The organism is Parvibaculum sedimenti, from assembly GCF_009184905.1.
Lineage (GTDB): Bacteria > Pseudomonadota > Alphaproteobacteria > Parvibaculales > Parvibaculaceae > Parvibaculum > Parvibaculum sedimenti.
In genome coordinates this window covers 61,088-83,175 of record NZ_WESC01000001.1, presented here as the reverse complement: position 1 = coordinate 83,175, position 22,088 = coordinate 61,088, and the positions used below count along the sequence as shown (strand labels likewise).

Annotated in this window: 23 protein-coding genes; 14 read left to right on the top strand and 9 right to left on the bottom strand. The window is 62.6% G+C overall.

The features are described from left to right. Positions 1–14: 14 nt before the first annotated feature. On the bottom strand, positions 15–896 hold the full coding sequence (gene mutM / locus F2P47_RS00400) for a bifunctional DNA-formamidopyrimidine glycosylase/DNA-(apurinic or apyrimidinic site) lyase (protein WP_152214185.1): 882 nt from the start codon (positions 894–896) through the stop codon (positions 15–17). A gap of 94 nt (positions 897–990) precedes the next feature. On the opposite strand from mutM, the gene ubiE reads away from it, so the two are divergent. The 7 genes from ubiE (at position 991) to F2P47_RS00365 (ending at position 7,782) form a co-directional block, all read left to right on the top strand. Further along, positions 991–1,788: a bifunctional demethylmenaquinone methyltransferase/2-methoxy-6-polyprenyl-1,4-benzoquinol methylase UbiE gene (gene ubiE, locus F2P47_RS00395; protein WP_152214184.1), complete on the top strand. Its 798-nt coding sequence runs from the start codon at positions 991–993 to the stop codon at positions 1,786–1,788. Positions 1,789–1,802: 14 nt separating this feature from the next. Beyond that, complete coding sequence (gene ubiB, locus F2P47_RS00390) at positions 1,803–3,410, top strand: 2-polyprenylphenol 6-hydroxylase (protein ID WP_152214183.1); 1,608 nt, start codon at positions 1,803–1,805, stop codon at positions 3,408–3,410. A 175-nt stretch (positions 3,411–3,585) separates the two neighbouring features. After that, positions 3,586–4,830 (top strand): bifunctional phosphopantothenoylcysteine decarboxylase/phosphopantothenate--cysteine ligase CoaBC, encoded by a 1,245-nt coding sequence (gene coaBC, locus F2P47_RS00385; RefSeq protein WP_152214182.1) that lies wholly within the window; start codon positions 3,586–3,588, stop codon positions 4,828–4,830. After that, complete coding sequence (dut, locus tag F2P47_RS00380) at positions 4,827–5,300, top strand: dUTP diphosphatase (RefSeq protein ID WP_152214181.1); 474 nt, start codon at positions 4,827–4,829, stop codon at positions 5,298–5,300. The genes coaBC and dut overlap by 4 nt, the downstream gene beginning before the upstream one ends. Positions 5,301–5,312: 12 nt before the next feature. Next, positions 5,313–5,762 carry an RrF2 family transcriptional regulator gene (locus F2P47_RS00375; protein WP_152214180.1) on the top strand — a complete coding sequence of 150 codons (450 nt, stop codon included), beginning with the start codon at positions 5,313–5,315 and terminating at the stop codon, positions 5,760–5,762. Between the two features lie 27 nt (positions 5,763–5,789). Next, entirely contained in the window at positions 5,790–6,752 is a 963-nt protein-coding gene (gene cysK, locus F2P47_RS00370) for a cysteine synthase A (protein WP_152214179.1), read from the top strand. A gap of 40 nt (positions 6,753–6,792) precedes the next feature. Next, the gene (locus tag F2P47_RS00365; protein WP_152214178.1) at positions 6,793–7,782 is read left to right on the top strand and encodes a bile acid:sodium symporter family protein; all 990 of its coding nucleotides are present in this window, start codon (positions 6,793–6,795) and stop codon (positions 7,780–7,782) included. 3 nt (positions 7,783–7,785) lie between these two features. Here F2P47_RS00365 and F2P47_RS00360 read toward each other — a convergent pair whose 3' ends face one another. Beyond that, the gene (locus F2P47_RS00360) at positions 7,786–8,271 is read right to left on the bottom strand and encodes a winged helix-turn-helix transcriptional regulator (RefSeq protein WP_152214177.1); all 486 of its coding nucleotides are present in this window, start codon (positions 8,269–8,271) and stop codon (positions 7,786–7,788) included. 91 nt (positions 8,272–8,362) lie between these two features. Here F2P47_RS00360 and F2P47_RS00355 point away from each other — a divergent pair, with 91 nt between their 5' ends. Then, the gene (locus tag F2P47_RS00355) at positions 8,363–9,142 is read left to right on the top strand and encodes a thioesterase family protein (protein WP_152214176.1); all 780 of its coding nucleotides are present in this window, start codon (positions 8,363–8,365) and stop codon (positions 9,140–9,142) included. Between the two features lie 60 nt (positions 9,143–9,202). After that, positions 9,203–10,006: a HesA/MoeB/ThiF family protein gene (locus tag F2P47_RS00350; RefSeq protein WP_152214175.1), complete on the top strand. Its 804-nt coding sequence runs from the start codon at positions 9,203–9,205 to the stop codon at positions 10,004–10,006. Here F2P47_RS00350 and F2P47_RS00345 read toward each other — a convergent pair. Both F2P47_RS00345 and F2P47_RS00340 read right to left on the bottom strand, forming a co-directional pair. Continuing rightward, positions 9,981–11,063, bottom strand: a complete 1,083-nt coding sequence (locus F2P47_RS00345) for an acyltransferase family protein (RefSeq protein ID WP_152214174.1) — start codon at positions 11,061–11,063, stop codon at positions 9,981–9,983. The two genes, F2P47_RS00350 and F2P47_RS00345, sit on opposite strands and share 26 nt — an antisense overlap. A gap of 184 nt (positions 11,064–11,247) precedes the next feature. Further along, a complete protein-coding gene (locus F2P47_RS00340; RefSeq protein ID WP_152214173.1) occupies positions 11,248–12,240 on the bottom strand; it encodes a 2-hydroxyacid dehydrogenase in 993 nt (330 codons plus the stop codon). Between the two features lie 272 nt (positions 12,241–12,512). Here F2P47_RS00340 and F2P47_RS00335 point away from each other — a divergent pair, with 272 nt between their 5' ends. Further along, the gene (locus F2P47_RS00335; protein ID WP_185680873.1) at positions 12,513–13,079 is read left to right on the top strand and encodes an SH3 domain-containing protein; all 567 of its coding nucleotides are present in this window, start codon (positions 12,513–12,515) and stop codon (positions 13,077–13,079) included. 10 nt (positions 13,080–13,089) lie between these two features. Here the strand turns inward: F2P47_RS00335 and F2P47_RS00330 are convergent, their stop codons facing one another. The 4 genes from F2P47_RS00330 to irrA form a co-directional block, all read right to left on the bottom strand. Continuing rightward, positions 13,090–13,683, bottom strand: coding sequence for a DUF3501 family protein (locus tag F2P47_RS00330; protein ID WP_152214171.1), 594 nt, complete (start codon positions 13,681–13,683; stop codon positions 13,090–13,092). 19 nt (positions 13,684–13,702) lie between these two features. Further along, positions 13,703–15,052, bottom strand: coding sequence for a heterodisulfide reductase-related iron-sulfur binding cluster (locus tag F2P47_RS00325; protein WP_152214170.1), 1,350 nt, complete (start codon positions 15,050–15,052; stop codon positions 13,703–13,705). Between the two features lie 81 nt (positions 15,053–15,133). Then, positions 15,134–15,553 carry a rubrerythrin family protein gene (locus F2P47_RS00320; protein WP_152214169.1) on the bottom strand — a complete coding sequence of 140 codons (420 nt, stop codon included), beginning with the start codon at positions 15,551–15,553 and terminating at the stop codon, positions 15,134–15,136. 213 nt (positions 15,554–15,766) lie between these two features. Continuing rightward, positions 15,767–16,198, bottom strand: coding sequence for an iron response transcriptional regulator IrrA (gene irrA / locus F2P47_RS00315; RefSeq protein WP_246176660.1), 432 nt, complete (start codon positions 16,196–16,198; stop codon positions 15,767–15,769). A gap of 258 nt (positions 16,199–16,456) precedes the next feature. Here irrA and fabA point away from each other — a divergent pair, with 258 nt between their 5' ends. From fabA to F2P47_RS00295, 4 genes are all read left to right on the top strand, one after another. Next, the gene (gene fabA / locus F2P47_RS00310; protein WP_152214167.1) at positions 16,457–16,975 is read left to right on the top strand and encodes a 3-hydroxyacyl-[acyl-carrier-protein] dehydratase FabA; all 519 of its coding nucleotides are present in this window, start codon (positions 16,457–16,459) and stop codon (positions 16,973–16,975) included. Between the two features lie 67 nt (positions 16,976–17,042). After that, the gene (gene fabB / locus F2P47_RS00305) at positions 17,043–18,266 is read left to right on the top strand and encodes a beta-ketoacyl-ACP synthase I (protein ID WP_152214166.1); all 1,224 of its coding nucleotides are present in this window, start codon (positions 17,043–17,045) and stop codon (positions 18,264–18,266) included. 88 nt (positions 18,267–18,354) lie between these two features. Then, entirely contained in the window at positions 18,355–19,170 is an 816-nt protein-coding gene (fabI, locus tag F2P47_RS00300) for an enoyl-ACP reductase FabI (protein ID WP_152214165.1), read from the top strand. Between the two features lie 21 nt (positions 19,171–19,191). Then, positions 19,192–19,551: a VOC family protein gene (locus F2P47_RS00295; RefSeq protein ID WP_152214164.1), complete on the top strand. Its 360-nt coding sequence runs from the start codon at positions 19,192–19,194 to the stop codon at positions 19,549–19,551. A gap of 55 nt (positions 19,552–19,606) precedes the next feature. Here F2P47_RS00295 and pnp read toward each other — a convergent pair whose 3' ends face one another. Next, positions 19,607–21,796 carry a polyribonucleotide nucleotidyltransferase gene (gene pnp / locus F2P47_RS00290; protein WP_152214163.1) on the bottom strand — a complete coding sequence of 730 codons (2,190 nt, stop codon included), beginning with the start codon at positions 21,794–21,796 and terminating at the stop codon, positions 19,607–19,609. Positions 21,797–22,088 lie beyond the last annotated feature (292 nt).

Genomic DNA, 22,088 nt, shown 5'->3' with positions numbered 1-22,088 from the left:
TCATGCTGCCCCGATCATTTCTGACAGCGCGGGCAATAGAAGGTCGAGCGCCCGGACTGCACGATCCGCTTCACCGTACCGCCGCAGCCCGGCTTTGAACAGGCGTCGCCCTCACGGTCGTAGACGGCGAAGGAATGCTGAAAATAGCCAAGCTCCCCATCCGTGTGCGCATAGTCCCGCAAGGTGGAGCCGCCCGCGGCGAGCGCCTCGTTCAACACTTCCCTGATGGCGCGGGCGAGCCTTTCCGAGCGCTGCGGACCGGCGACGCTCGCGGCGGAACGATTGGGCGAGATGCCGGCGCGGAACAACGCCTCGCAGACATAGATATTACCGAGCCCTGCAACTGTCCGCTGGTCGAGCAGCGCCGCCTTGATCGGCGCGCGGCGTCCCCTAAGCCGCTCGGAAAGGGTGAAGGCGGAAAATTCATTACCCAGCGGTTCCGGCCCGAGGGAAGCCAGATGCGGATTGGCATCGAGATCTGCCTCCACGATCAGGTCCATGAAACCGAAGCGCCGGTGATCGGAATAGACGATGCGGGTGCCGTCCTCCATGTCGAAGATGATGTGGTCATGCTTCCCGGTTCCCGCGCCGCTTTCCGGCGTCGCGTGGTGGAACTGGCCGGGCGCAGCCTCGCCACCTTCAGGCGGATGAATGGTGAAACGGCCCGACATGCCAAGATGGATAAGCAGAACCTCGCCGCTGTCGAGCCGGGCAAGGATATATTTCGCGCGGCGATCGAGCCGCTCGACCAGCCGTCCCGTCAGCCGCTCGGCGAAACGGTCGGGCAGGGGATAGCGCAGATTGGCGCGGCGCTGGGTCGCGAGCCTGATGCGGCATCCCTCGAGAGCGGGCGCCAGCCCCCGGCGGACGGTTTCGACTTCGGGCAGTTCGGGCATGCTCTTTTGTGACTTTGGCCTTGCGACGATAGGGCGGACGAAGCCGCGCCCACGAAAGTAGCGCCGTTGAAGCCGCTAGGCTATGGTCCGCCCGATGAGTACGACACTTCACACCGCAGAGAACGACGCCGCGCCGGAAGGCGAGGCGACGACGCATTTCGGCTTCAAGACGGTTGCCGAGGACGAAAAGGCCAAGCTCGTTCACGACGTGTTCGAGCATGTCGCCTCACGCTACGACCTGATGAACGACCTGATGTCGGGCGGCCTTCACCGCGCCTGGAAACAGTCGATGATCGACTGGCTCAATCCGCCGCGCGGCGAACGGGCTTTCGCTCATATCGACGTTGCCGGCGGCACGGGCGACATCGCCTTCCGCATCCTCGACCGCGCCGGTCCGAATACGCATGTTACGGTCTGCGATATCAACCGCCATATGCTCGGCGTCGGCCAGGATCGCGCGGAAGCGCAGGAACATAGCGGGCGCGTCGAATTCGTTTGCGGCGATGCGGAGCGGCTTCCCTTTCCCGATCGCAGCTTCGACGCCTATACGATCGCTTTCGGCATTCGCAACGTCACACATATAGAGAAGGCGCTTGCCGACGCTTACCGCGTGTTGAAGCCAGGCGGTCATTTCCTCTGTCTCGAATTCAGTCAGGTCGCGGTGCCCGGACTCGATGCGATCTATGACGCCTATTCCTTCCGTGCGATCCCGCAGATGGGAAAATGGGTGACGGGCGACGGCGAGCCCTATCAATATCTCGTCGAAAGCATTCGCCGTTTCCCGCCGCAGGAAAAATTCAAATCCATGATCGAGGCCGCAGGTTTTGCGCGCGTCCAGTATCGGAACCTGACCGGCGGCGTCGCCGCGATCCATTCCGGTTGGCGACTCTAGGAGCAGGGAACTTCATGCTCCGCGCTTTCCGCAATATCTCGCGCCTCGTTCGCGCCGGCCGTGTGCTCGCGCGGCATGACGCGCTATTCCCTGTGGAACTGCGCGGCGAAATGCCCGCAATGCTGCTCTTCCTGCTGGGGGTCGCGAAGATCCGTCTCCCTTGGGAACAGTCCGTGCCTGAAACGGATGGCGCGGAACCCGCGTCGCGCCTCGCCTCCGCACTCGAACAGCTCGGGCCCTCTTATATAAAGCTCGGACAGTTTCTCGCGACGCGGCCGGACATTATCGGCGCGGAACTCGCGACCGATCTCACACGGCTGCAGGACAAGCTGCCGCCGTTCCCGATGTCGGAAGCTCAGGCGATCATTGAGGAGGAGTTCGCCCGTCACGTCGATGAAATTTTCTCATCGCTGAGCGAACCTGTCGCCGCCGCGTCCATCGCGCAGGTGCACAAGGCGCGTACGCATCCCGACGAGACACACGCCGAAGGCCGCGATGTTGCGGTGAAGGTGCTGAGACCCGATGTCGAGGCGAGCTTCGCGCGCGATCTCGACAGTTTCTTCTGGATCGCCGAAACGGTTGACCGCGTCTATCCGCCCGCGCGTCGGCTGCGTCCCATCGAAACGGTGCAGACGCTTGCCGACAGCGTGAAGCTCGAAATGGATTTCCGCCTCGAAGCGGCAGCCATGTCCGAGATGGCGGAAAATGTCGCGAAGGACAAGGGTTTCCGCGTTCCCGCCGTCGATTGGGAGCGCACCTCGCGCCGCGTGCTGACGCTCGAATGGGTGGACGGCATTCCCGCTTCCGATGTGCCCGCGCTCATCGCGGCCGGACATGACATGAAGAAGCTCGCCACGCAGGCGATCCAGTCTTTTCTTACTCATGCGCTGCGCGACGGCTTTTTCCATGCCGACATGCATCAGGGAAATCTTTTCGTCGACGCAGATGGAACGCTGGTTGCCGTCGATTTCGGCATCATGGGCAGGCTCGATGCAGGCCAGCGGCGCCTTATGGCGGAAATCCTTTATGGATTCGTGCAGCGCGATTATCGGCGCGTCGCCGAACTGCATTTCATGGCGGGCTATGTGCCGCACACAAAGAGCGTCGATGCGTTCGCGCAGGCGCTACGCGCGGTAGGAGAGCCGGTCTTCGGACGCCCCGCCCGTGACGTTTCCATGGGGCGGCTGCTCGCCCAGCTCTTCCAAGTCACCGAACAGTTCGACATGAGGACGCGCCCGGAACTCATCCTCCTGCAAAAAACCATGGTGGTGATCGAGGGCGTGGCTCGGAACTTCGACGCCGATCACAACATCTGGGACAGCGCCGAGCCGATCCTCAAATCATGGATGATCGACCGGCTCGCACCCGAAACTCGGCTCGAAGAGGCAGCTGCCGGCGCGCGTGAACTCGGACGGCTGGTCAGCAATCTGCCGGAGCTTCTCGACCGGGCCGAGCGGACCGCGCGGCTCTTTGCCGAAAGCATCGACGAGGAGGGGATCAGGCTCCATCCCGCCTCGACCGAGGCGCTGGTCCGCGCCCAGAACCGGCGCGGCCCCGGCGGTCCGCTCGTCTGGGCGATTGTCGGGGCGGCTGCCGCCGTTCTGCTGCTCAGGCTGTTCTGAACAATTATTGCCGTACGAGATCGAAGGCCGAGCCCGACCTTATGCGCGTGCGCGCCATTTTCACCATCTTATCAAGGGGAAATAATTTATCTCCACATTTGCGGCGTAAAACCTTATATTCCCCTCCGCCGACACACATGCCAGGCAACCCTGCCAAAGCCGGAGTTTACATTCCGTGAGTGACAGCGCGCTTCAAAACCGCAGCATCCTGCTCATCGTCGGGGGCGGAATCGCCGCCTATAAATGCCTTGAGCTCATCCGCCGCCTTAGGGACAAGGGGGTGCGGGTGCGCGTCATCCTGACCGAGGCAGGGGCCCAGTTCGTCACACCGCTCTCGGTGGGCACGCTGACGGGCGAGCCGGTCTTCCAGTCACTTTTCGACCTGACGCGCGAGGCCGAGATCGGCCATATCGAATTGTCGCGCGACGCCGACCTGCTGGTCGTCGCGCCCGCCACCGCCGACCTCATGGCGAAGATGGCGAACGGACTCGCGGGCGACCTCGCCACCACGACGCTGCTGGCCACGGACAAGCCGGTGCTGATCGCACCGGCCATGAATGTGCGGATGTGGGCCCACCGCGCGACGCAGCGCAATCTCGAACGGCTCATGGCCGACGGCATCGAGATCGTGGGACCGAACGAAGGCCCGATGGCCTGCAATGAATATGGGCCAGGCCGCATGGCGGAGTCGGCTGAAATCCTCGCCGCTATCGAGCAGCATTTTTCCGAAAACGCCTTCAAGGGCGAATTGCCGCTCAAGGGCATCAAGGCGCTGGTGACCTCCGGCCCGACGCATGAGCCGATCGACCCGGTGCGCTATCTCGCCAATCGTTCCTCCGGCAAGCAGGGTTACGCGATCGCGACGGCGCTCGCGCGTCTGGGTGCGGAAACCGTTCTTGTTTCGGGCCCAACCAACCTGTCGCCGCCGCCTGGCGTCACGGTGAAGAATGTCGAGACAGCGCGCGAAATGCTGGCGGCCTGCGAAGCTTCGCTGCCCGTCGATGTCGCGGTCTGCGCAGCCGCCGTTGCCGACTGGCGCGTCGATATCGACGCGACGCAGAAGATCAAGAAGGAGCCGGGCGCCAGCACGCCGGAACTCAGGCTCGTCGAGAACCCCGACATTCTCGCCACCATTTCGCATCTCACCACGAACCGGCCTTCGCTGGTCGTCGGCTTCGCGGCGGAAACGGAAAAGGTCATCGAACATGCGGTGGCCAAGCGCGCCCGCAAGGGCTGCGACTGGATCGTCGCCAACGACGTCTCGCCGGAAACGGGCGTGATGGGCGGCGAGCTCAATACCGTTCACCTCATCACGCGCGATGGCCAGGAAGACTGGCCACTCCTGCCGAAACAGGCCGTGGCGGAGCGGCTGGCGCGGCGCATCCTCGCGCATTTCACTGACAGGGATAAAAACGCATGACGGCTTCGATCCGCGTCGCAGTACAGAGACTGCCGCACAGCAACGGCCTCGCCCTGCCGCGCTACGAGACGGAAGGCGCCGCGGGCATGGACCTGCTTGCCGCCGTCGACGAAGCCGAGCCACTGACGCTCGCGCCCGGTGCCCGCGCACTGGTGCCGACGGGCCTTGCCATCGCGCTGCCGACCGGCTTCGAGGCGCAGGTGCGTCCGCGTTCGGGGCTTGCCGCAAAAAATGGCGTCACGGTTCTCAATTCGCCCGGCACCATCGACTGCGATTATCGGGGCGAGGTGAAGGTCATTCTGGTCAATCTTGGAGCCGAGCCCTTCGTCATCACGCGCGGCACGCGCATCGCGCAGATGGTCGTGGCGCCGGTGACGCAGGCCGTGCTTGCCGAGGTGGAAAGCCTTGACGAAACGGCGCGCGGCGCAGGCGGCTTCGGCTCGACCGGCACGGCTGCCAGAGGCAATTGAAGGGGAGCCATCATGCTACGCTTGTCCAAGAAAACATGGCTCGCGCTGGAAGCGGTGGTTGACGTTGCAATCAATGCGCGGCCCGATCCCGTGCAGTCGAAGGAAATCACCAAGCGGCAGGGCATTCCACAGCGCTATCTCGAGCAGGTGATGCAGCAGCTCGTCCATGCCGGCATCCTTAAAGGCGTGCGCGGCCCGCGCGGGGGCTACAGGCTTGCCCGCGAACGCCGCCGCATCACAGTGGGCGAGGTCGTGCGTGTCGTCGGCGCCATGGAGTCCGCCGACGATCCGGTGACGACCGGCCCCTCCGAACTTGGCGAGCGCGTGATCGCGCCGCTCTGGGAGGAAGTGCAGCGGGATTTGATGGAGCGCCTGGAGAAGATCACAATCGACGATCTTTGCCGCCGCGCCGAAAGCGCAAGCGCCGCAATCGATACGCCAGCCGCCGATTTCACGATCTGAACGCAAAAACGAAAACAGGAGGCCAAGATGAGCGAAGCGAAGAAAGTGCCCGGACGTGGCCGGACCTATGACAGCATCATCGAAACCATCGGCGATACGCCGCTCGTCCGGCTCAATCGCCTCGCAAAAGAGGCCGGCGCCATTGCCGACATCTTTCTCAAGCTCGAATTCTTCAACCCGCTGGCCAGCGTCAAGGACCGCATCGGCGTCGCCATGATCGAAGCGCTGGAAGCACAGGGCAAGATCAGGCCGGACACCGTCATCATCGAACCGACCTCCGGCAATACCGGCATCGCGCTCGCCTTCGTCTGCGCAGCCAAGGGCTACAAGCTCATCCTCTGCATGCCGGAAAGCATGTCGATCGAACGTCGCAAGATGCTGGCGCTGCTCGGCGCACAGATCGAGCTGACGCCCGCCGAAAAGGGCATGAAGGGCGCCATCGCACGGGCCGAGGAATTGATGCGGGAGCACCCGAATTCGGTCAGCCCCCAGCAGTTCGACAATCCGGCGAACCCCGAAATCCACCGCCGCACCACGGCCGAGGAAATCTGGAACGACACCCATGGCAAGGTCGATGCCGTGATCTCGGGCGTCGGCACGGGCGGCACCTTCACTGGCATCGGCTCGGTGCTGAAGGCGCGCAAGCCCGGCTTCCGCATGATCGCGGTCGAGCCGGAAGACAGCCCCGTGCTTTCCGGCGGCCAGCCCGGCCCGCACAAGATTCAGGGCATCGGCGCAGGTTTCGTGCCCGGCAACCTCGATCGAACGCTCATCGACGAGGTCATCACCATCGGCAATGAAACCGCCTTCGAAACGGCCCGCAAGGCGGCGAAACTCGAGGGCATTCCCTGCGGCATTTCCTCGGGCGCGGCCATCGCGGCGGCCATCGAGGTCGGCACCCGGCCCGAAATGAAGGGCAAGACCATCGTTGCCGTCATTCCGTCTTTTGCCGAACGTTATCTCTCGACAGCCCTTTTTGACGGGTTATAAAACCTCAGTTTCTGGTTCAGGTTCTCGGGCGCGCGGAAGAATGTTGCAAAAGTTCGGTCTCGATTGGTTTCTTCTCGCCCTCGTTTTCGTTGTCGCAGCAGCCGCCTTGTGGCCGGCGCCAGGCATAACCGGCGGCCCGCTCCATGTAGAGTGGGTCGCCAAATACGGCCTTGTCATCGTCTTCTTCCTATACGGGCTCACGCTCTCGCCGGAAAAGATGCGGGCGGGCCTCACCCGTTGGAAAGTGCATGTCACCGTGCAGCTTGGGACTTTCGTCCTCTTTCCGATCGTGGTGCTGATTGCCGGCTTCTTCCTGAAGGACGTTTTCCCGCCTGAGGTCTGGCTCGGCTTCTTCTACGTCGCAGCACTTCCCAGCACCGTTTCCTCCTCCGTTGCCATGACGTCTCTGGCACGCGGCAATGTGCCGGTCGCGATCTTCAACGCGACGCTATCGGCCTTTCTCGGCGTCTTCCTCACGCCCCTGCTCATGGCCTGGTACATGCACTCGACCGGCCAGTCGCTGCCGCTCGAAAGCGTCATCACCAAGGTCGTGCTTCTGGTGCTGGTGCCGACTGCCGCCGGACAGATCGCCCATCGCTGGCTTGCCGAATGGGCCAAGCGCAACGGCTCATGGCTGAAGATCTGCGACCGCGCTGTCATTCTCGCGATCGTCTACAATTCCTTTTGCGACTCCATCAGCGCCGGCATCTGGAGCGATCATGACGCTTCGCTTCTTGTGAGCATGATCGTGGGCGTCATTGCGCTTTTCTTCGTCATTTACGGTCTTATGAAGATCCCGGCGAAGGCGATTGGCCTTGACCGCGAAGACACGATCGCCTGCCTCTTCTGCGGCTCGAAGAAGTCGCTGGCGACGGGCGTTCCGCTTTCGAAGGTCATGTTCGGCGCAAATCCGGCGCTCGGCCTCATCATCGCGCCGCTGATGCTCTTCCACTTCTTCCAGCTTCTGATCGTGAGCGTAATCGCCAACCGCCTCGCGCGCGACCCCATCGCTGCACCAGTCAAAGCCTGAGCTTCAGCTAGCGCGCGCCGGCCTCGGCAGCGTTTCCTCGCCAGCCCCCGGCCCCGCCTCGACGCGGACGTCGCGCGCCCGAACCGGCTCGCCGCATTCCGAGCACACGACCACGCCATCCATGACCTTGCCGCACGTCTTGTGAACGCGCAGAAGCGGCGCGCCCTCGGTGCCGGCCATATGCTTGTCGCCCCATTGGACGAGCCCGAGGATCACCGGATAGAGATCGAGCCCCGTTTCGGTGAGGCGATACTCCTCGCGGCGAGGGCGCTCCTGATAGAGGTGTTTGGCGAGAACGCCCGCTTCGGCGAGCTTCTTCAGCCGGTCGGCCAGCACATGCCGCGCGATGCCGAGCCGCGCCTCGAATTCCTCGAAGCGGTGCATGCCCAGAAAGCACTCGCGCAAGACCATCAGCGTCCAACGGTCGCCGATCACCGAAAGCGTGCGGGCGAGCGAGCAATGCTCGCGGTCCAGATCTTCCCAGCGCATGAGCCGTTCTCCTTTGAACAGGAGATTACCTTGACAGGTTCTCTTTTGGAACCCACTTTCGCCCCGTGTTTCGCCTTGGGGAGTGTGCGCCTTGAACGTCATCGACACCAAACTGGAGCCGGTTTTCACGCGTGACGGCACCTTCTGGCTACCGCATGTGGAAGCGACGGGGCCATTCCGCGGGCTTCATGGCGGCGCCGTCTCCGGCCTCGTCGTAGCTGCGATGGAAGAGCGCGCGCGAGAGGAAGATTGGGGTCAGGCCATGACCGCCTCGGTGCTCATCCTGCGGCCCGCGCCGCTTGAGCGGCTCGAAACGCGGATCGAAGTGCTGCGCTCCGGCGGACGCGTAGCCATGCTCGAGTCGAGCCTCTGGGCGGGCGAGAGGCTCATCGCCAAGGCGACGGGCGCCTTCGTGAAGCCTATCTCTCTACCGGAGGTAAGCCGTGTCTCCGCGGCGCCAGCGCCCGTCGATCCGTCGGCGCTCCCGGTCTGGGGCGCGCGCGGACCGCAGAACCGCACAACCTTCTTCGATGCGCTCGACATTCGCGACGATGGTAATGGCATGAAATGGGGCCGGATGAAGCGGCCCATGGTCGCCTTCGAGGCGCCGATGGCGAACCTCTTCGCCTTTGCTGACAATGGCACACCCTATTGGCTCTCTGGCACCGAGTTCTGGCCGCCAACGCGCTGGGGCTTTCCCAACATCGACATTGCCGTCCATATTTCGCGCGCGCCGGTAGGCCCATGGGTCGGCGTCGAGCCTGGCTCCGACTGGCGCGACAACGGGCTCGGCCTGACGGATTCAAAGCTTTATGACGAGGCGGGGCCCCTTGGCCGCGCCTGCCAGACGGTGGTGCTGACGCCGCACTGATCGCGCGGACGGCATTGACAGCGCGCCCTCCGCATGGCGCAAAGGGAGCGGAGAAAAGACATGCCGCTTTCAGATGCCCAACTTGAACGCTATGCCCGCCACATCATTCTCAAGGAGATAGGCGGGCCCGGCCAGCAGAGGCTTCTCAACACCCGCGTGCTCGTCATCGGCGCCGGTGGGCTTGGCGCGCCTTGCCTCATGTATCTCGCGGCAGCAGGCGTCGGTACGCTCGGCATCGTCGATCACGACACGGTGTCGCTGTCGAACCTTCAACGTCAGATTATCCACGACACCGTCAATGTCGGACGGCCGAAGGTCGAGAGCGCCCGCGAAAGCCTCGCCCGCATCAATCCCGATGTGAAGGTCGAGGCGCATCAGGTGAAGCTCAGCGCCGCCAATGTGCTCGACATTATCTCGCGTTACGACATCGTCGCCGATGGCTGTGACAATTTCCCGACGCGTTTTCTCGTCAACGATGCCTGCCATCTGGCGAAGGTGCCGCTCGTTTCCGGCGCGGTCGGCCCTTTCGAGGGGCAGATAGCGACTTTCAAATCCTATGAGCGGGACGAAGCAGGAAAGCCCTTCGCCAATTATCGCGATCTCGTCGGAGAGGCGCCGCCGCCCGGCAGCATTCCGGCCTGCGAGGAAACAGGCGTGCTCGGCGCCCTCACAGGCGTTATCGGCTCGATGATGGCGCTTGAGGTCATCAAGGAAATCACCGGCGCGGGAACGAGCCTTGCCGGACGGCTGCTCATCTATGACGCGCTCGATACGCGCTTCCGCACCTTGCGCCTTCCGCACGATCCCAAAAACCCGCTCTCGGGCGACAATCCCTCGATCAGGGATTTGAATTCACACGCCTGAGCCCTTGCAGCCAGACCGCAAGATCGCGCTTGCGGGCAAGGCAGGGACGTTCGAGCCAATGCCATGAGAGTGTCGCCAGAGCGAGCGCCACAGGCATGGTCAGCGCAAACAGCATGAGTGACGTCAGGCGCGGAATGCGCTGCGTGAGAAGCTGCTGGATCGGATAGGCGTAGATATACAGACCGTAGGAATAGTCGCCGATCCGGTTGAAGTTCCGCAGAAAGGCCGAGGGCACAAGCGCCGCCCAGATGGTCGCATAAGCCGTCAGCAGACAGAGCGAGAATTCATAAAAGATGGTATCGCGCAGGAGCAGCGCCGCCGCAAAGGCTGCGACAATGCCCCATGCCGTCAATGGAATGCGGGCGGCAGCGTAGAAGGCGATGGTGCCGAGGCCGAAGCAGAGGCCGAAGCGAATGATGTGGTCGAAGGGGTGGGTCACATCATGCGCGATGGGCAAGAGGCTCGACGCGGCAAGGACGAGCATGATCGGCACCATCCAGAGCCAGAAGCGGCGCGGCGTTGAAAAGCCGCCGCAAAGGCCGAATGTGGCCAGCGCGAGATAGCAGAGAACTTCGTATTTGAGCGTCCAGAGCGGCGCGTCGACGGCCGGGTCGGTGGCAAGCGTGGTCGCGACGCCAGGAAGCGTACTGCTGGCCCCTATGAGACTTGCGACGCGCGGCACGAATTCCCATGTGCCTCGGTCATGCAGATAGTCATGCAGCGGCAGCGCGGTAAGTGCCGGCCCCACAGCGAGGGTAACGAGGGCCGAGCAGAGCAGCAGCGCGGGCCAGAGACGCAGGAGCCGCGCCGACAGGAAAACCGGCAATGAGGGCGTTCCGTTCCAGCTCCCGGCGATCAGGAAGCCGCTCGCGACGAAGAAGACGTTAACCGCATGGTAGCCGAGATCATGTCCGGTCGCCGCGACGAGCGGCCCGGCAAACCGATCGCCAGTCGCCACGATGAAACTATGCGCGAAGACGACCGTACCCGCCGCCAGAAAGCGGATCAGATTGAAATTGTTGTCCCGTCCGGACACGTGATCGGCAATGTGTTTCATCGCAGGGCGTCAATCGCGGCTAACAGCGCCCAAACTGGCGCAAGCACGGCGAAGCCTGCATCCAAAGTGCCAAGGAGAATCTTAATTTCCGTGGGACTACGGACGGATTACGAAAATTAAATAATCTGCGGAATGACCCGATTTTATGCGTTTTAAACGCTAAATGGGCGCCCGCCGCAGATCATTACATGATCGCAGGGATCACCCGGTCGGGCGGACGATGCCCATCCATGAAGGTCTTGATATTGACGATGACCTTGCCACCCATCTCGACGCGACCTTCAATGGTCGCCGAGCTCATATGCGGAAGCAGCACCACATTGTCGAGGCCGATGAGGCGCGGATTGACCGTCGGCTCCTGCTCGAACACATCGAGGCCGGCGCCTGCGATTTCGCCCGCTTCCAGCGCCCGGGCGAGCGCGTTTTCGTCGATCACCTCGCCGCGCGCCGTGTTGACGATGTAGCTGTCGGGCCGCATCAGCTTCAGACGTCGCGCATTCAGGAGGTGATAGGTCGCGGGCGTGTGCGGGCAATTGACCGAAACGATATCGACCTTGGCGAGCATCTGGTCGAGGCTCTCCCAATAGGTCGCCTCGAGTTCCTTCTCGATCACGGCATTGGCAGGCTTGCGATTGTGGTAGTGGATTTCGAGGCCGAATGCGCGGGCACGGCGCGCCACCGCCTGTCCGATGCGGCCCATGCCGATAATGCCCAGACGCTTTCCAAAAATGCGGCGTCCGAGCATCCATGTCGGCGACCAACCCGGCCATTCGCCATTATGGTCACGCAAATAGCGCGCGCCGTCGGCGAGGCGGCGGGGCACTGCGAGGATCAGCGCCATCGTCATGTCGGCCGTGTCTTCTGTCAGCACACCGGGCGTGTTCGTAACCGTAATGCCGCGACGGCGCGCGGTCTCGACGTCGATATTGTCGACGCCGGTGCCGAACTGGGCGATGAGGCGAAGCTGCGGGCCGACCTGCGCCAATACCTTGGCGTCGATGCGGTCGGTAACCGTTGGGACCAGTACGTCGGCCTCACGGACGGCGGCCACGAGCTCCGCCGTCGTCATCGGATGATCGTCCTTGTTCAATCGGACGTCGAAGAGCTCGTCCATACGCGCTTCGATGACATCTGGAAGCTTTCTGGTGACGATGACGAGCGGCTTCTTCTGGGTCATACGTGGAACGCCTGGTCGCTGCGAAACATTCTGCCGGCGCCCGCTCCAATGCGGGACTGGCCTACTCTTGTCTAGCAGAGGGCGAGGGCGCGGACAAAGCCGTTCTCATGCCTTTGCACAACGCGCCATCCGCCTTGACCCGGTCGCCGCGCCCTTGTCATAAAGGTGCAAGGGCACCCAAGAGGAAGGCCACCATCATCGCCATTTACCGGCCCCATCGACATGACGCCGGCTCCGTCCTTCGCAAGGCCGGGGGCGCTGCGCTGTGCCTGTTGCTGATCGCAGGCCTTAGCCCTGCCGAAGCCAAAACGGAAAAGGCGGAAAAAACGGAAAAGCCCGCCGCCGCGCAGCAGTTTCTGCCGCCGGATCCCGCAATCGGCGCGCCACCCAAGCGTACGGTCGGCACCACCTCTGGCTTGCCCGTGCCACGTTTCGTCAGCCTCAAATCCGGTCGCATCAACGTCCGGCGCGGGCCGGGCGACGACTATCCGATCGAATGGGTCTTCGCAAAAAAGGGGCTGCCAGTCGAGGTCACGGCTGAGTCGGACCAGTGGCGGCGCATCCGCGACAACGAAGGCGATATCGGCTGGGTCTGGCATTCGATGCTCGACGGGCGTCGCACCGCAATCGTCCAGAACAAGACCCATACCGGCGAGCCGGTGGCCTTGCTCACCGAACCAAACCCAACCGCCGGCATCATCGCCTATGCCGAACCCGGGGTCATCGCACAGATCAAGGCGTGCAAGGCGGCGTGGTGCGAACTCAAGGCGAGCGGCTACGAAGGCTGGGTCGAGCGCAGCTCGATCTGGGGCACCTATTCAGACGAAAACTTCGAATAGGGCGCGCGCTTCAGTCTAAATCCGCAGCGAGCGCAGCACGGGTGTCAGGCGCGAGCAGCGCCATGTGCCCATAATTCGGATGCGCGATGGCGATGATCACCTGCGTTGCCGGATCGCGAAACTTCTCGACTTCCTGCAGCTTGAAGGGGAAGTGCAGGAAGTGAACCGATGACGTCTTGCCGTCGGACTTCGTGCGCTCGACATCGCCTTCCGGCACCGCCGTCACGCGCAAGCCGCCAACATCGATATAGATGTGATCCTCAACGCCGGTGAGGCGGCGCAGTTCCTTGTCGCGGCGCACCTCGTCGTCGATCTCAAACATCAGCGTCGCGACAAGCTCGTCGCCCTTGGGGATCAGAGGATTATAGGCAGCAAGCTCGTCGGCAATCTGCTCCTCACCGCCCTTTTCGATGTAGAGCATCTCGTGGATCTGCTGGAACATCGTGTCGTAATTCTCGAAGTAGAAGGTCGCATAGGGCCCGACCGCGACGCGGCGGTTCTTCTTCAGCGCCGTGATCGCGGCACGCCGCTCCTTGCGCTCGCTCACATAGGTCTCGGGCGAGAGGATATCGCTGCGTTCGATGATGCGCTTCGATGCGGGCATTGTTTCGCTCCACTTCTTCTTATTCGATGAGGCCCCAGGCCCGGGCCATGATCTCGATGGGATGCTGCACCTTCGGCACCTGCGCCTCTTCAAGCGTCTCGATTTCCTGCGCGAGGTGCTTTCCGGCAAGCGGACAATCGGAGGTGACGTATTTGTTGCCGGTCTTGGCAACATTGCGCGCGGCGGGTTTGCCGACCCTCATCGCGACCTCGAAGGTTTCCTTCATCACGCCGAATGTTCCTCCGTGGCCGGAACACCTCTCAACCACATCGACCTTTGTCTCGGGGATGAGCTTCATCATCTCGGCGGATTTCGGACCCATGTTCTGCGCCCGGGCGTGACAGGCAAGATGCGCCGTGACGCCGCCCTCGACGGGCTTGAGGCCGGGCGCGAGACCCTCTTTCTTCGCAATGTCGACGACATATTCGTCGATGTCATAGGTCGCCTGCGCGAGCTTTTTGACATCCGCATTATCAGGAAGAATGAGCGGCCATTCGAACTTGAACATCAGTCCGCAGGATGCCGTCAGCGTAATGATGTCGTAACCCTTGTCGATCAGCTCGCACATTTCGCGCGAGACCCTTTCGGCCTGCTCCGCGACCTTGGCGAGATTGCCCTGTTCGAGAAAGGGCATGCCGCAGCAACCGGGATAAGCGACGGTTGTTTCGACACCATTATGCGCAAGCACTTTTCGCGCGGCCTCGCCGACCTGCGGATTGTTGTAGTTGACGAAGCAGGTGGCGAAAAGTGCGGCCTTGCGGCCTTTGGCGGGCGCTTCCTTCGGCGCGGCCTCGCCTAACTTGTCCTGCGCCTTCGCGCGCATGGTGAAGGTCTTGCCGTAAAATTTCGGCAGCTCGACGCGAGCGTCGATGCCTGCGAGCTTTTCGAGCACGGGCCGCGTCAGCCTGTTGCCACGCGCGGAGCCCCAGTTCGCCAGCGGCGCGATGGGAGCGGCCAGCATGCCGTTGCGATCTGTCTGACCAAGCTGTCCGGGCACGAAGGGATAATGCCCCTCATGCTTCGCCTCGGCGGAGCGGTAGCGCAGCATCAGATGCGGGAAATCGAGATTGAATTCATGCGGAGGCACGTAAGGGCACTTCGTCATGTAGCACATGTCGCAAAGCGTGCAGGCTTCGATGACGGGCGCGAAATCCTCCGACTTCACCTCATCGAGTTCGCCAGTGGGCGATGCGTCAACGAGATCGAAGAGACGCGGGAAACTGTCGCAGAGATTGAAGCAGCGGCGGCAGCCATGGCAGATGTCGAAGACACGGCGCAGCTCCACATCGAGCTTGTCGAGATCGTAGAAGTCCGGGCTCTGCCAATCGATCGGATGGCGTGTCGGCGCTTCCGTGCTGCCTTCTTTCATTCAATCCCCTCCCATATTCCGATTTGACCGCGAAAGGGAGGCGGGCCGAAGCCCGTCTCCCTCGCGATTTTTCGTCAGCGCTCAGGCGAGACTGTCGAGCGCCTTCTGGAAGCGACCAGCATGGCTCTTTTCAGCCTTGGCCAGCGTTTCGAACCAGTCGGCAATCTCGTCGAAGCCTTCTTCGCGCGCGGTGCGCGCCATGCCCGGATACATGTCGGTGTATTCGTGCGTCTCGCCGACGATGGCGGCCTTGAGGTTGAGGTTGGTCGGTCCGATGGGCTCGCCCGTGGCGGGGTCGCCGACCGACTCCATGAATTCCAGATGGCCGTGGGCGTGGCCCGTTTCACCTTCCGCGGTCGAGCGGAACACGGCGGCGACATCGTTGTAGCCTTCGACGTCGGCCTTCTGGGCGAAATAGAGATAGCGACGGTTCGCCTGGCTCTCGCCGGCGAAGGCCGCCTTCAGATTGTCGAGTGTTTTGGATTTTGCGAGCGACGACATGGATTCCTCACCTTTCCTCGCCGTCCGGAACAGGTTGAGCGCCCATTCCTACGGCCTGCCTGTTGGAGTTCTGGCCGGGTTTCGGGGCGACTGGCCCCGTCCGGCCACCGCCCGGGGAGGCGGTTGAGGAAAAGCATAATGCCGCTGGCCGCGAGCGGTCAACACCTTAGAATAATTCTAAATATGAGAAGGGTTCGCAGCTGACCGGATGGCTTATTCGGCCGGGCGGGGCGTTCCGTGAAGGCGCACGATAACGTCGACGCGAGCGACATCCGTGCCTTCCGGCGCCTGGGGAAGGCCCGTAATGGCGATCTTGCCGCCGTCGATATCCATCAGCGACCCCGCATTCTCGAGAAAGAAATGGTGGTGATCGCTGACATTCGTATCGAAATAGGTGCGCGCGCTGTCCACCACGACTTCGCGCAGCAGATGGGCTTCCGTGAACTGGTGAAGCGTGTTGTAGACGGTGGCCAGCGAAACGCTGACGCCAGCCGCCTGAGCTTCTTCGTGAAGGGCTTCAGCCGTGACGTGGCGATCGCCGCCATCGAAGAGAAGGCGGCCCAGAGCGAGGCGCTGGCGGGTCGGGCGCAGGCCGGCTTCCCGCAAGCGGGAGAGCGTCTGGCTATAGGGCCGATCCTGGGTCACGGGCTTCATCCTTCCGTCTGCTCATATCGAGCAAACGCCAGTTTGTAATGATTACAATGTCCAAAATGTAGTCACAGTCACGCTTTTGTCAAGGCGGGGCTTTGTAGCTCATATCGCGTGGGTTTCCGGCAGCCTCCCTATATGTTAGGAAGCGCGTCGAGGAAACCGGGGTGGGGAGAGAACCTTGCCCTTGAGCCGGGGATAGCCCTATCGCTCACACGAGAGCTGACGAGAAGGGCATAGTTGAGCGGACGGGGTATGGCTGAGCAAAAGTCGAGTTACACCTACGAAGATCTTCTCGAATGCAGCCATGGCCGCATGTTCGGCCCCGGAAATGCGCAGCTTCCCTTGCCTCCGATGCTGATGATCTCGCGGATCACGCATATCTCGGACAAGGGCGGCGATCACGACAAGGGCCAGATCAAGGCCGAATTCGACATCCACCCGGACCTCTGGTTCTTCCCCTGCCATTTCGAGGGTGACCCGATCATGCCGGGCTGCCTCGGTCTCGACGGTGCGTGGCAGCTGCTGGGCTTCTTCCTTGGCTGGATCGGCGGCAAGGGCAAGGGCCGCGCGCTCGGCGTCGGCGAAGTGAAATTCTCCGCCATGGTCACGCCCGCCGTGAAGAAGATCGAATACAACATCCAGCTCAAGCGCGTGATCAATCGCCGCCTCGTTCTCGGCGTGGCCGATTGCACCATCCTTGCGGATGGCGAGCTTGCCTATACGATCAGCGACATGAGGGTCGGGCTTTCGACAGAAGATCAGCCGGCCTGACGGAGCGGCAAATCCATTCACACGAAGCCATTCATACGAACCCGTTAACACCAAGAATGAGGCTGCCATGAGACGAGTGGTCGTCACCGGCATGGGGATCGTCTCCTCGATCGGCAACAATACGCAAGAGGTCCTCGCGAGCCTTCGCGAAGGGCGCTCCGGTATCGTCAAATCTGACACTTATGCCGAGCTCGGCTTTCGCAGCCAGGTTCACGGCAGCCTCAAGATCGACCTCGACGCAACCGTCGACCGGCGCGCGCGCCGTTTCATGGGCGACGGCGCGGCCTATGCGTCGGTCGCCATGGAACAGGCGATCCGCGACGCGGGCCTCGAGCCCTCCGACGTCAGCAATGAGCGGACGGGTCTGATCGTAGGTTCCGGCGGACCTTCGACGAAAGCGATCGTGGCCGCTGCCGACATCACGCGCGATCCGGCGAAGGGCCCCAAGAGGGTCGGCCCCTTCGCCGTGCCGAAAGCAATGTCGTCCACCTGCTCGGCCAATCTCTCGACCTGGTACAAGACCAAGGGCGTGAACTACTCGATCAGCTCCGCCTGCTCGACCTCCGCAAACTGCATCGGCAACGCTGCCGAGATGATTCAGTGGGGCAAGCAGGACATCATGTTTGCCGGCGGTGGCGAGGAACTCGACTGGACGCTTTCCGTCCTCTTCGACGCCATGGGCGCCATGTCCTCCAAGCGCAACGACACGCCGGAAAAGGCGAGCCGCGCCTATGACAAGGATCGCGACGGCTTCGTGATCTCGGGCGGTGGCGGCATTCTGGTCCTCGAGGAACTGGAACACGCCAAGGCGCGCGGCGCGAAGATCTACGCCGAACTCGTTGGTTATGGCGCGACGGCGGATGGCGCCGACATGGTCGCCCCCTCGGGCGAGGGCGCGGTACGTTGCATGCGCATGGCGATCAAGGATCTGAAGGCACCCGTCGACTACATCAATCCGCATGCGACCTCGACGCCCGTCGGCGACATTCCCGAGATCAAGGCGATCCTCGAAGTCTTCGGCGACAAGACACCGCCGATCAGCGCCACCAAGTCGCTCACCGGCCATGCGCAGGGCGCGGCGGGTGTGCATGAAGCGATCTATACGCTGCTGATGATGCAGAACGGCTTCATCGCGGCGAGCGCCAATATCGACGAAATCGACCCCGAAGTTGCCGCCGCGAATATCGTGCGCGAGCGCATCGACGGGGCGGACATCAATCTGGCGATCTCCAACAGCTTCGGCTTCGGCGGTACCAACGCGACGCTGGCCTTCCAGCGCTATAACGGCTGACACAAAAGCCGGCCAAACAACCTGGAAACAGACGGGTCGAAAACGAATGCACGGTTCGGATCATAAGACAGGTAGCGACGGCCTGGTGATGAGCGGCCCCCTGATGAAGGGACGGCGCGGTCTGGTGATGGGGGTCGCGAACGACCACTCGATCGCCTGGGGCATCGCACAGGCACTGGCGCTGCACGGCGCGGAAATGGCCTTCACCTATCAGGGCGACGCCTTCGGCCGCCGCGTGAAGCCGCTGGCGGAATCCGTCGGCTCGAAGATTCTCCTCCCCTGCGACGTCACCGACTCGCAGAGCCTCGACAGCGTTTTCCGCACGCTCAAGGAGGAATGGGGCACGCTGGACTTCGTCGTTCACGCCATCGCCTATTCCGACAAGAGCGAGCTCAAGGGCCGCTATGCCGACACGACGCGCGAAAACTTCCTGCGCTCGATGGATATTTCCTGCTTCTCCTTCACCGATGTCGCGCGCCGCGCCGCCGAAATGATGCCCAATGGCGGCGCCATGGTGACGCTCACCTATGAAGGCGCGCAGCGCGTGATGCCCAACTACAACGTCATGGGCGTTGCCAAGGCCGCGCTTGAGGCAAGCGTGCGCTACCTCGCCGCCGATTTCGGCCGCGACGGCATTCGTGTCAACGCGATCTCTGCCGGCCCGATGCGGACGCTCGCCGGTTCGGCCATCGGCGACGCGCGCTTCGTTCACAAGTGGAACAAGACGCATTCGGCGCTGAAGGAAACGATCGAGCTCGAGCATGTCGGCGGCGCCGGCCTCTATCTGCTCTCCGATCTTTCCGCCCGCGTTACCGGCGAAATCCATTACGTCGACGGTGGCTACAACATCATCGGTCTGCCCCGCGCCGAGGAAATGACGAACGACCAGGACAACGGCAACTGATCACACGCAACCGGAGGTTCCATGCTTACCGGTATAGATCACGTTCAGATTGCGATCCCCGCTCTTGGGGAAGAAGAGGCCCGGCGTTTCTATATCGATGTGCTGGGCTTCAGCGAAGTACCCAAACCGGCTGAACTCGCCGCCCGCGGGGGCGGCTGGTTCGAGCTTGGTTCGCTCAGGCTCCATCTCGGAGTCGACAAGGATTTCCACGCCGCGAGCAAGGCGCATATCGCCTTTCTGACCAGCGACCTTGCGACGCTCGTCGCGCGGGCACGCGCAGGCGGTTATCGGCTGGTCGAGGACGCTCCAATCGATGGGTACGACCGGATCTTCGTTTTCGATCCCTTCGGGAACCGCATCGAACTGATGCAGCGGAAATAAAAAGGGCGCCGGATTGCTCCGGCGCCCTTGATCTTTTTTTGGCCTGACGAAAGGCTCAGTCGCGCGGACGACGACGGCCGCGATCGCCGCTACCACCTTCGCGCTTTTCGCGCGGCTGTTCGGCCGGCTCGTTCTCGTAGACGAGCTCTTCGCCCGTCTCCTGGTTCACATGCTTCATCGAGAGGCGAACCTTGCCGCGCTCGTCGAAACCGAGGAGCTTCACCTTGACCTTCTGGCCTTCGGCAACGACGTCGGACACCTTCTCCACACGGGTTGGCGCCATCTGCGAGATGTGCACGAGACCGTCGCGGGGGCCGAAGAAGTTCACGAAGGCGCCGAAATCGACGACCTTCACGACCGTGCCTTCATAGATGTGGCCGACTTCCGGCTCGGCGACGATGCCGCGGATCCAGTCGATCGCCTTCTTGATCGAGGCGCCATCGGACGACGCGACCTTGATCGTGCCATCGTCGGAGATGTCGATCTTCGCGCCCGTCTTTTCGACGATCTCGCGAACGACCTTGCCGCCCGTGCCGATGACTTCACGGATCTTGTCGGTCGGCACCGTGATGACTTCGATGCGCGGCGCATGTTCGCCGAGCTCGCTGCGTGCCGTCGTGAGCGCCTTGGCCATCTCGCCCAGGATATGGACGCGACCGCCCTTAGCCTGCTCGAGGGCCTGCTTCATGATACCTTCGGTGATGCCGGTGATCTTGATGTCCATCTGGAGAGAGGTCACGCCCTCTTCCGTACCGGCCACCTTGAAGTCCATATCGCCGAGGTGATCTTCGTCGCCGAGAATGTCGGAGAGAACGGCGAAGCGCTCACCTTCGAGGATGAGACCCATCGCGATGCCCGCGACCGGACGCTTCAGCGGAACGCCCGCATCCATGAGCGACAGCGAGGAGCCGCAAACAGTCGCCATCGAGGACGAACCGTTCGACTCGGTAATCTCCGAGACGAGACGGATCGTGTAGGGGAACTCGTTCTTCGGCGGCAGCACGGCGCGCATCGCACGCCAGGCAAGCTTGCCGTGACCGACTTCGCGGCGGCCCGTGAAACCGACGCGGCCGGTTTCGCCGACCGAGTAGGGCGGGAAGTTGTAATGCAGCAGGAAGTTTTCTTTGTAGGTGCCTTCCAGCGCGTCGATGAACTGCTCATCCTCGCCCGTGCCGAGCGTGGCAACGACGAGAGCCTGCGTCTCGCCGCGCGTGAAGAGCGCCGAGCCGTGGGTGCGGGGCAGAATGCCGACTTCCGAGACGATCGGACGAACCGTCTTCACGTCGCGTCCGTCGATGCGGATGCCCGTGTCGAGGATCGAGTTGCGAACGACATCGGCTTCGAGCGCCTTGAAGACGCCGCCGACCGCCGTTTCGGCAACCGCATTGGGATCTTCCGGGTTGCAGAGCGCGGCCTTGACCTTGTCCTTCGTCTTGGCCAGGGCTTCGTGGCGTTCGCCCTTGTCCTTGAGACCGTAGGCGGCGCGAACGTCGGCCTCGGCCAGCGCGCGAACCTTGCCTTCAAGTTCCGACTCATCCTTCGCTTCGAAGGCGCGCGGCTCCTTGGCGCATTTCTCGGCCATGCGGATGATCATGTCGATCACCGGCTGGAACTCGCGATGGCCGAACATCACGGCGCCGAGCATGGTTTCTTCCGAAAGCTCTTTCGCTTCCGATTCAACCATCAGCACCGCATCGGCCGTACCGGCGACGACGAGATCGAGATCGCTCTCGGTCATCTCGTCGATCATCGGGTTGAGCTTGTACTCGCCATTGATGTAACCGACACGCGCGCCACCGATCGGGCCGAGGAAGGGGAGGCCCGAGAGCGTGAGCGCGGCGGAGACCGCAACCATGGCAACGATGTCGGGATCGTTTTCCATGTCGTGGCTGACGACGGTGGCGATCACCTGCGTCTCGTTCTTGAATCCCTTGGCGAAGAGCGGGCGGATCGGGCGGTCGATGAGGCGGGAGACCAGCGTCTCCTTCTCGCTCGGACGGCCTTCACGCTTGAAGAAGCCGCCAGGAATCTTGCCGGCGGCGTAGGTCTTTTCCTGGTAGTTCACAGTCAGCGGAAAGAAGTCGAGGCCGGGCTTCGGCTTGCGCTCGCCGACGACCGTCGCGAGAACGGAGGTCTCGCCATAGGTCGCGAGCACGGCGCCGTCTGCCTGACGGGCAATCTTGCCGGTCTCAAGGACGAGCTTGCGGCCGCCCCATTCAATTTCTTCGCGTGTGATATCAAACATATCTATTTCCTGTTCCGCGCCGCCGCGTTTTTCGCGTTCTTGCCACCATCAGGCGGACGGCGCCCATTTCTGCCGCTGACGTCGCGGCCGGACATAAACGGTTCAGGCTCGCGAGGGCGCGTGAAAGGCGCCGCGCACAGCCGTGAGGGACCTCAAGCCATGAGACGACGGCAGAGAGGACCACACGCGAGCTTTATTCCGTTGACGGACGATTGTCTCTTCGGACCGAGACGCGCCCATGGCCGGCGGGGTCGAAACCACGCCGGCGCATGTCGCACGAAAACTCAGGTCA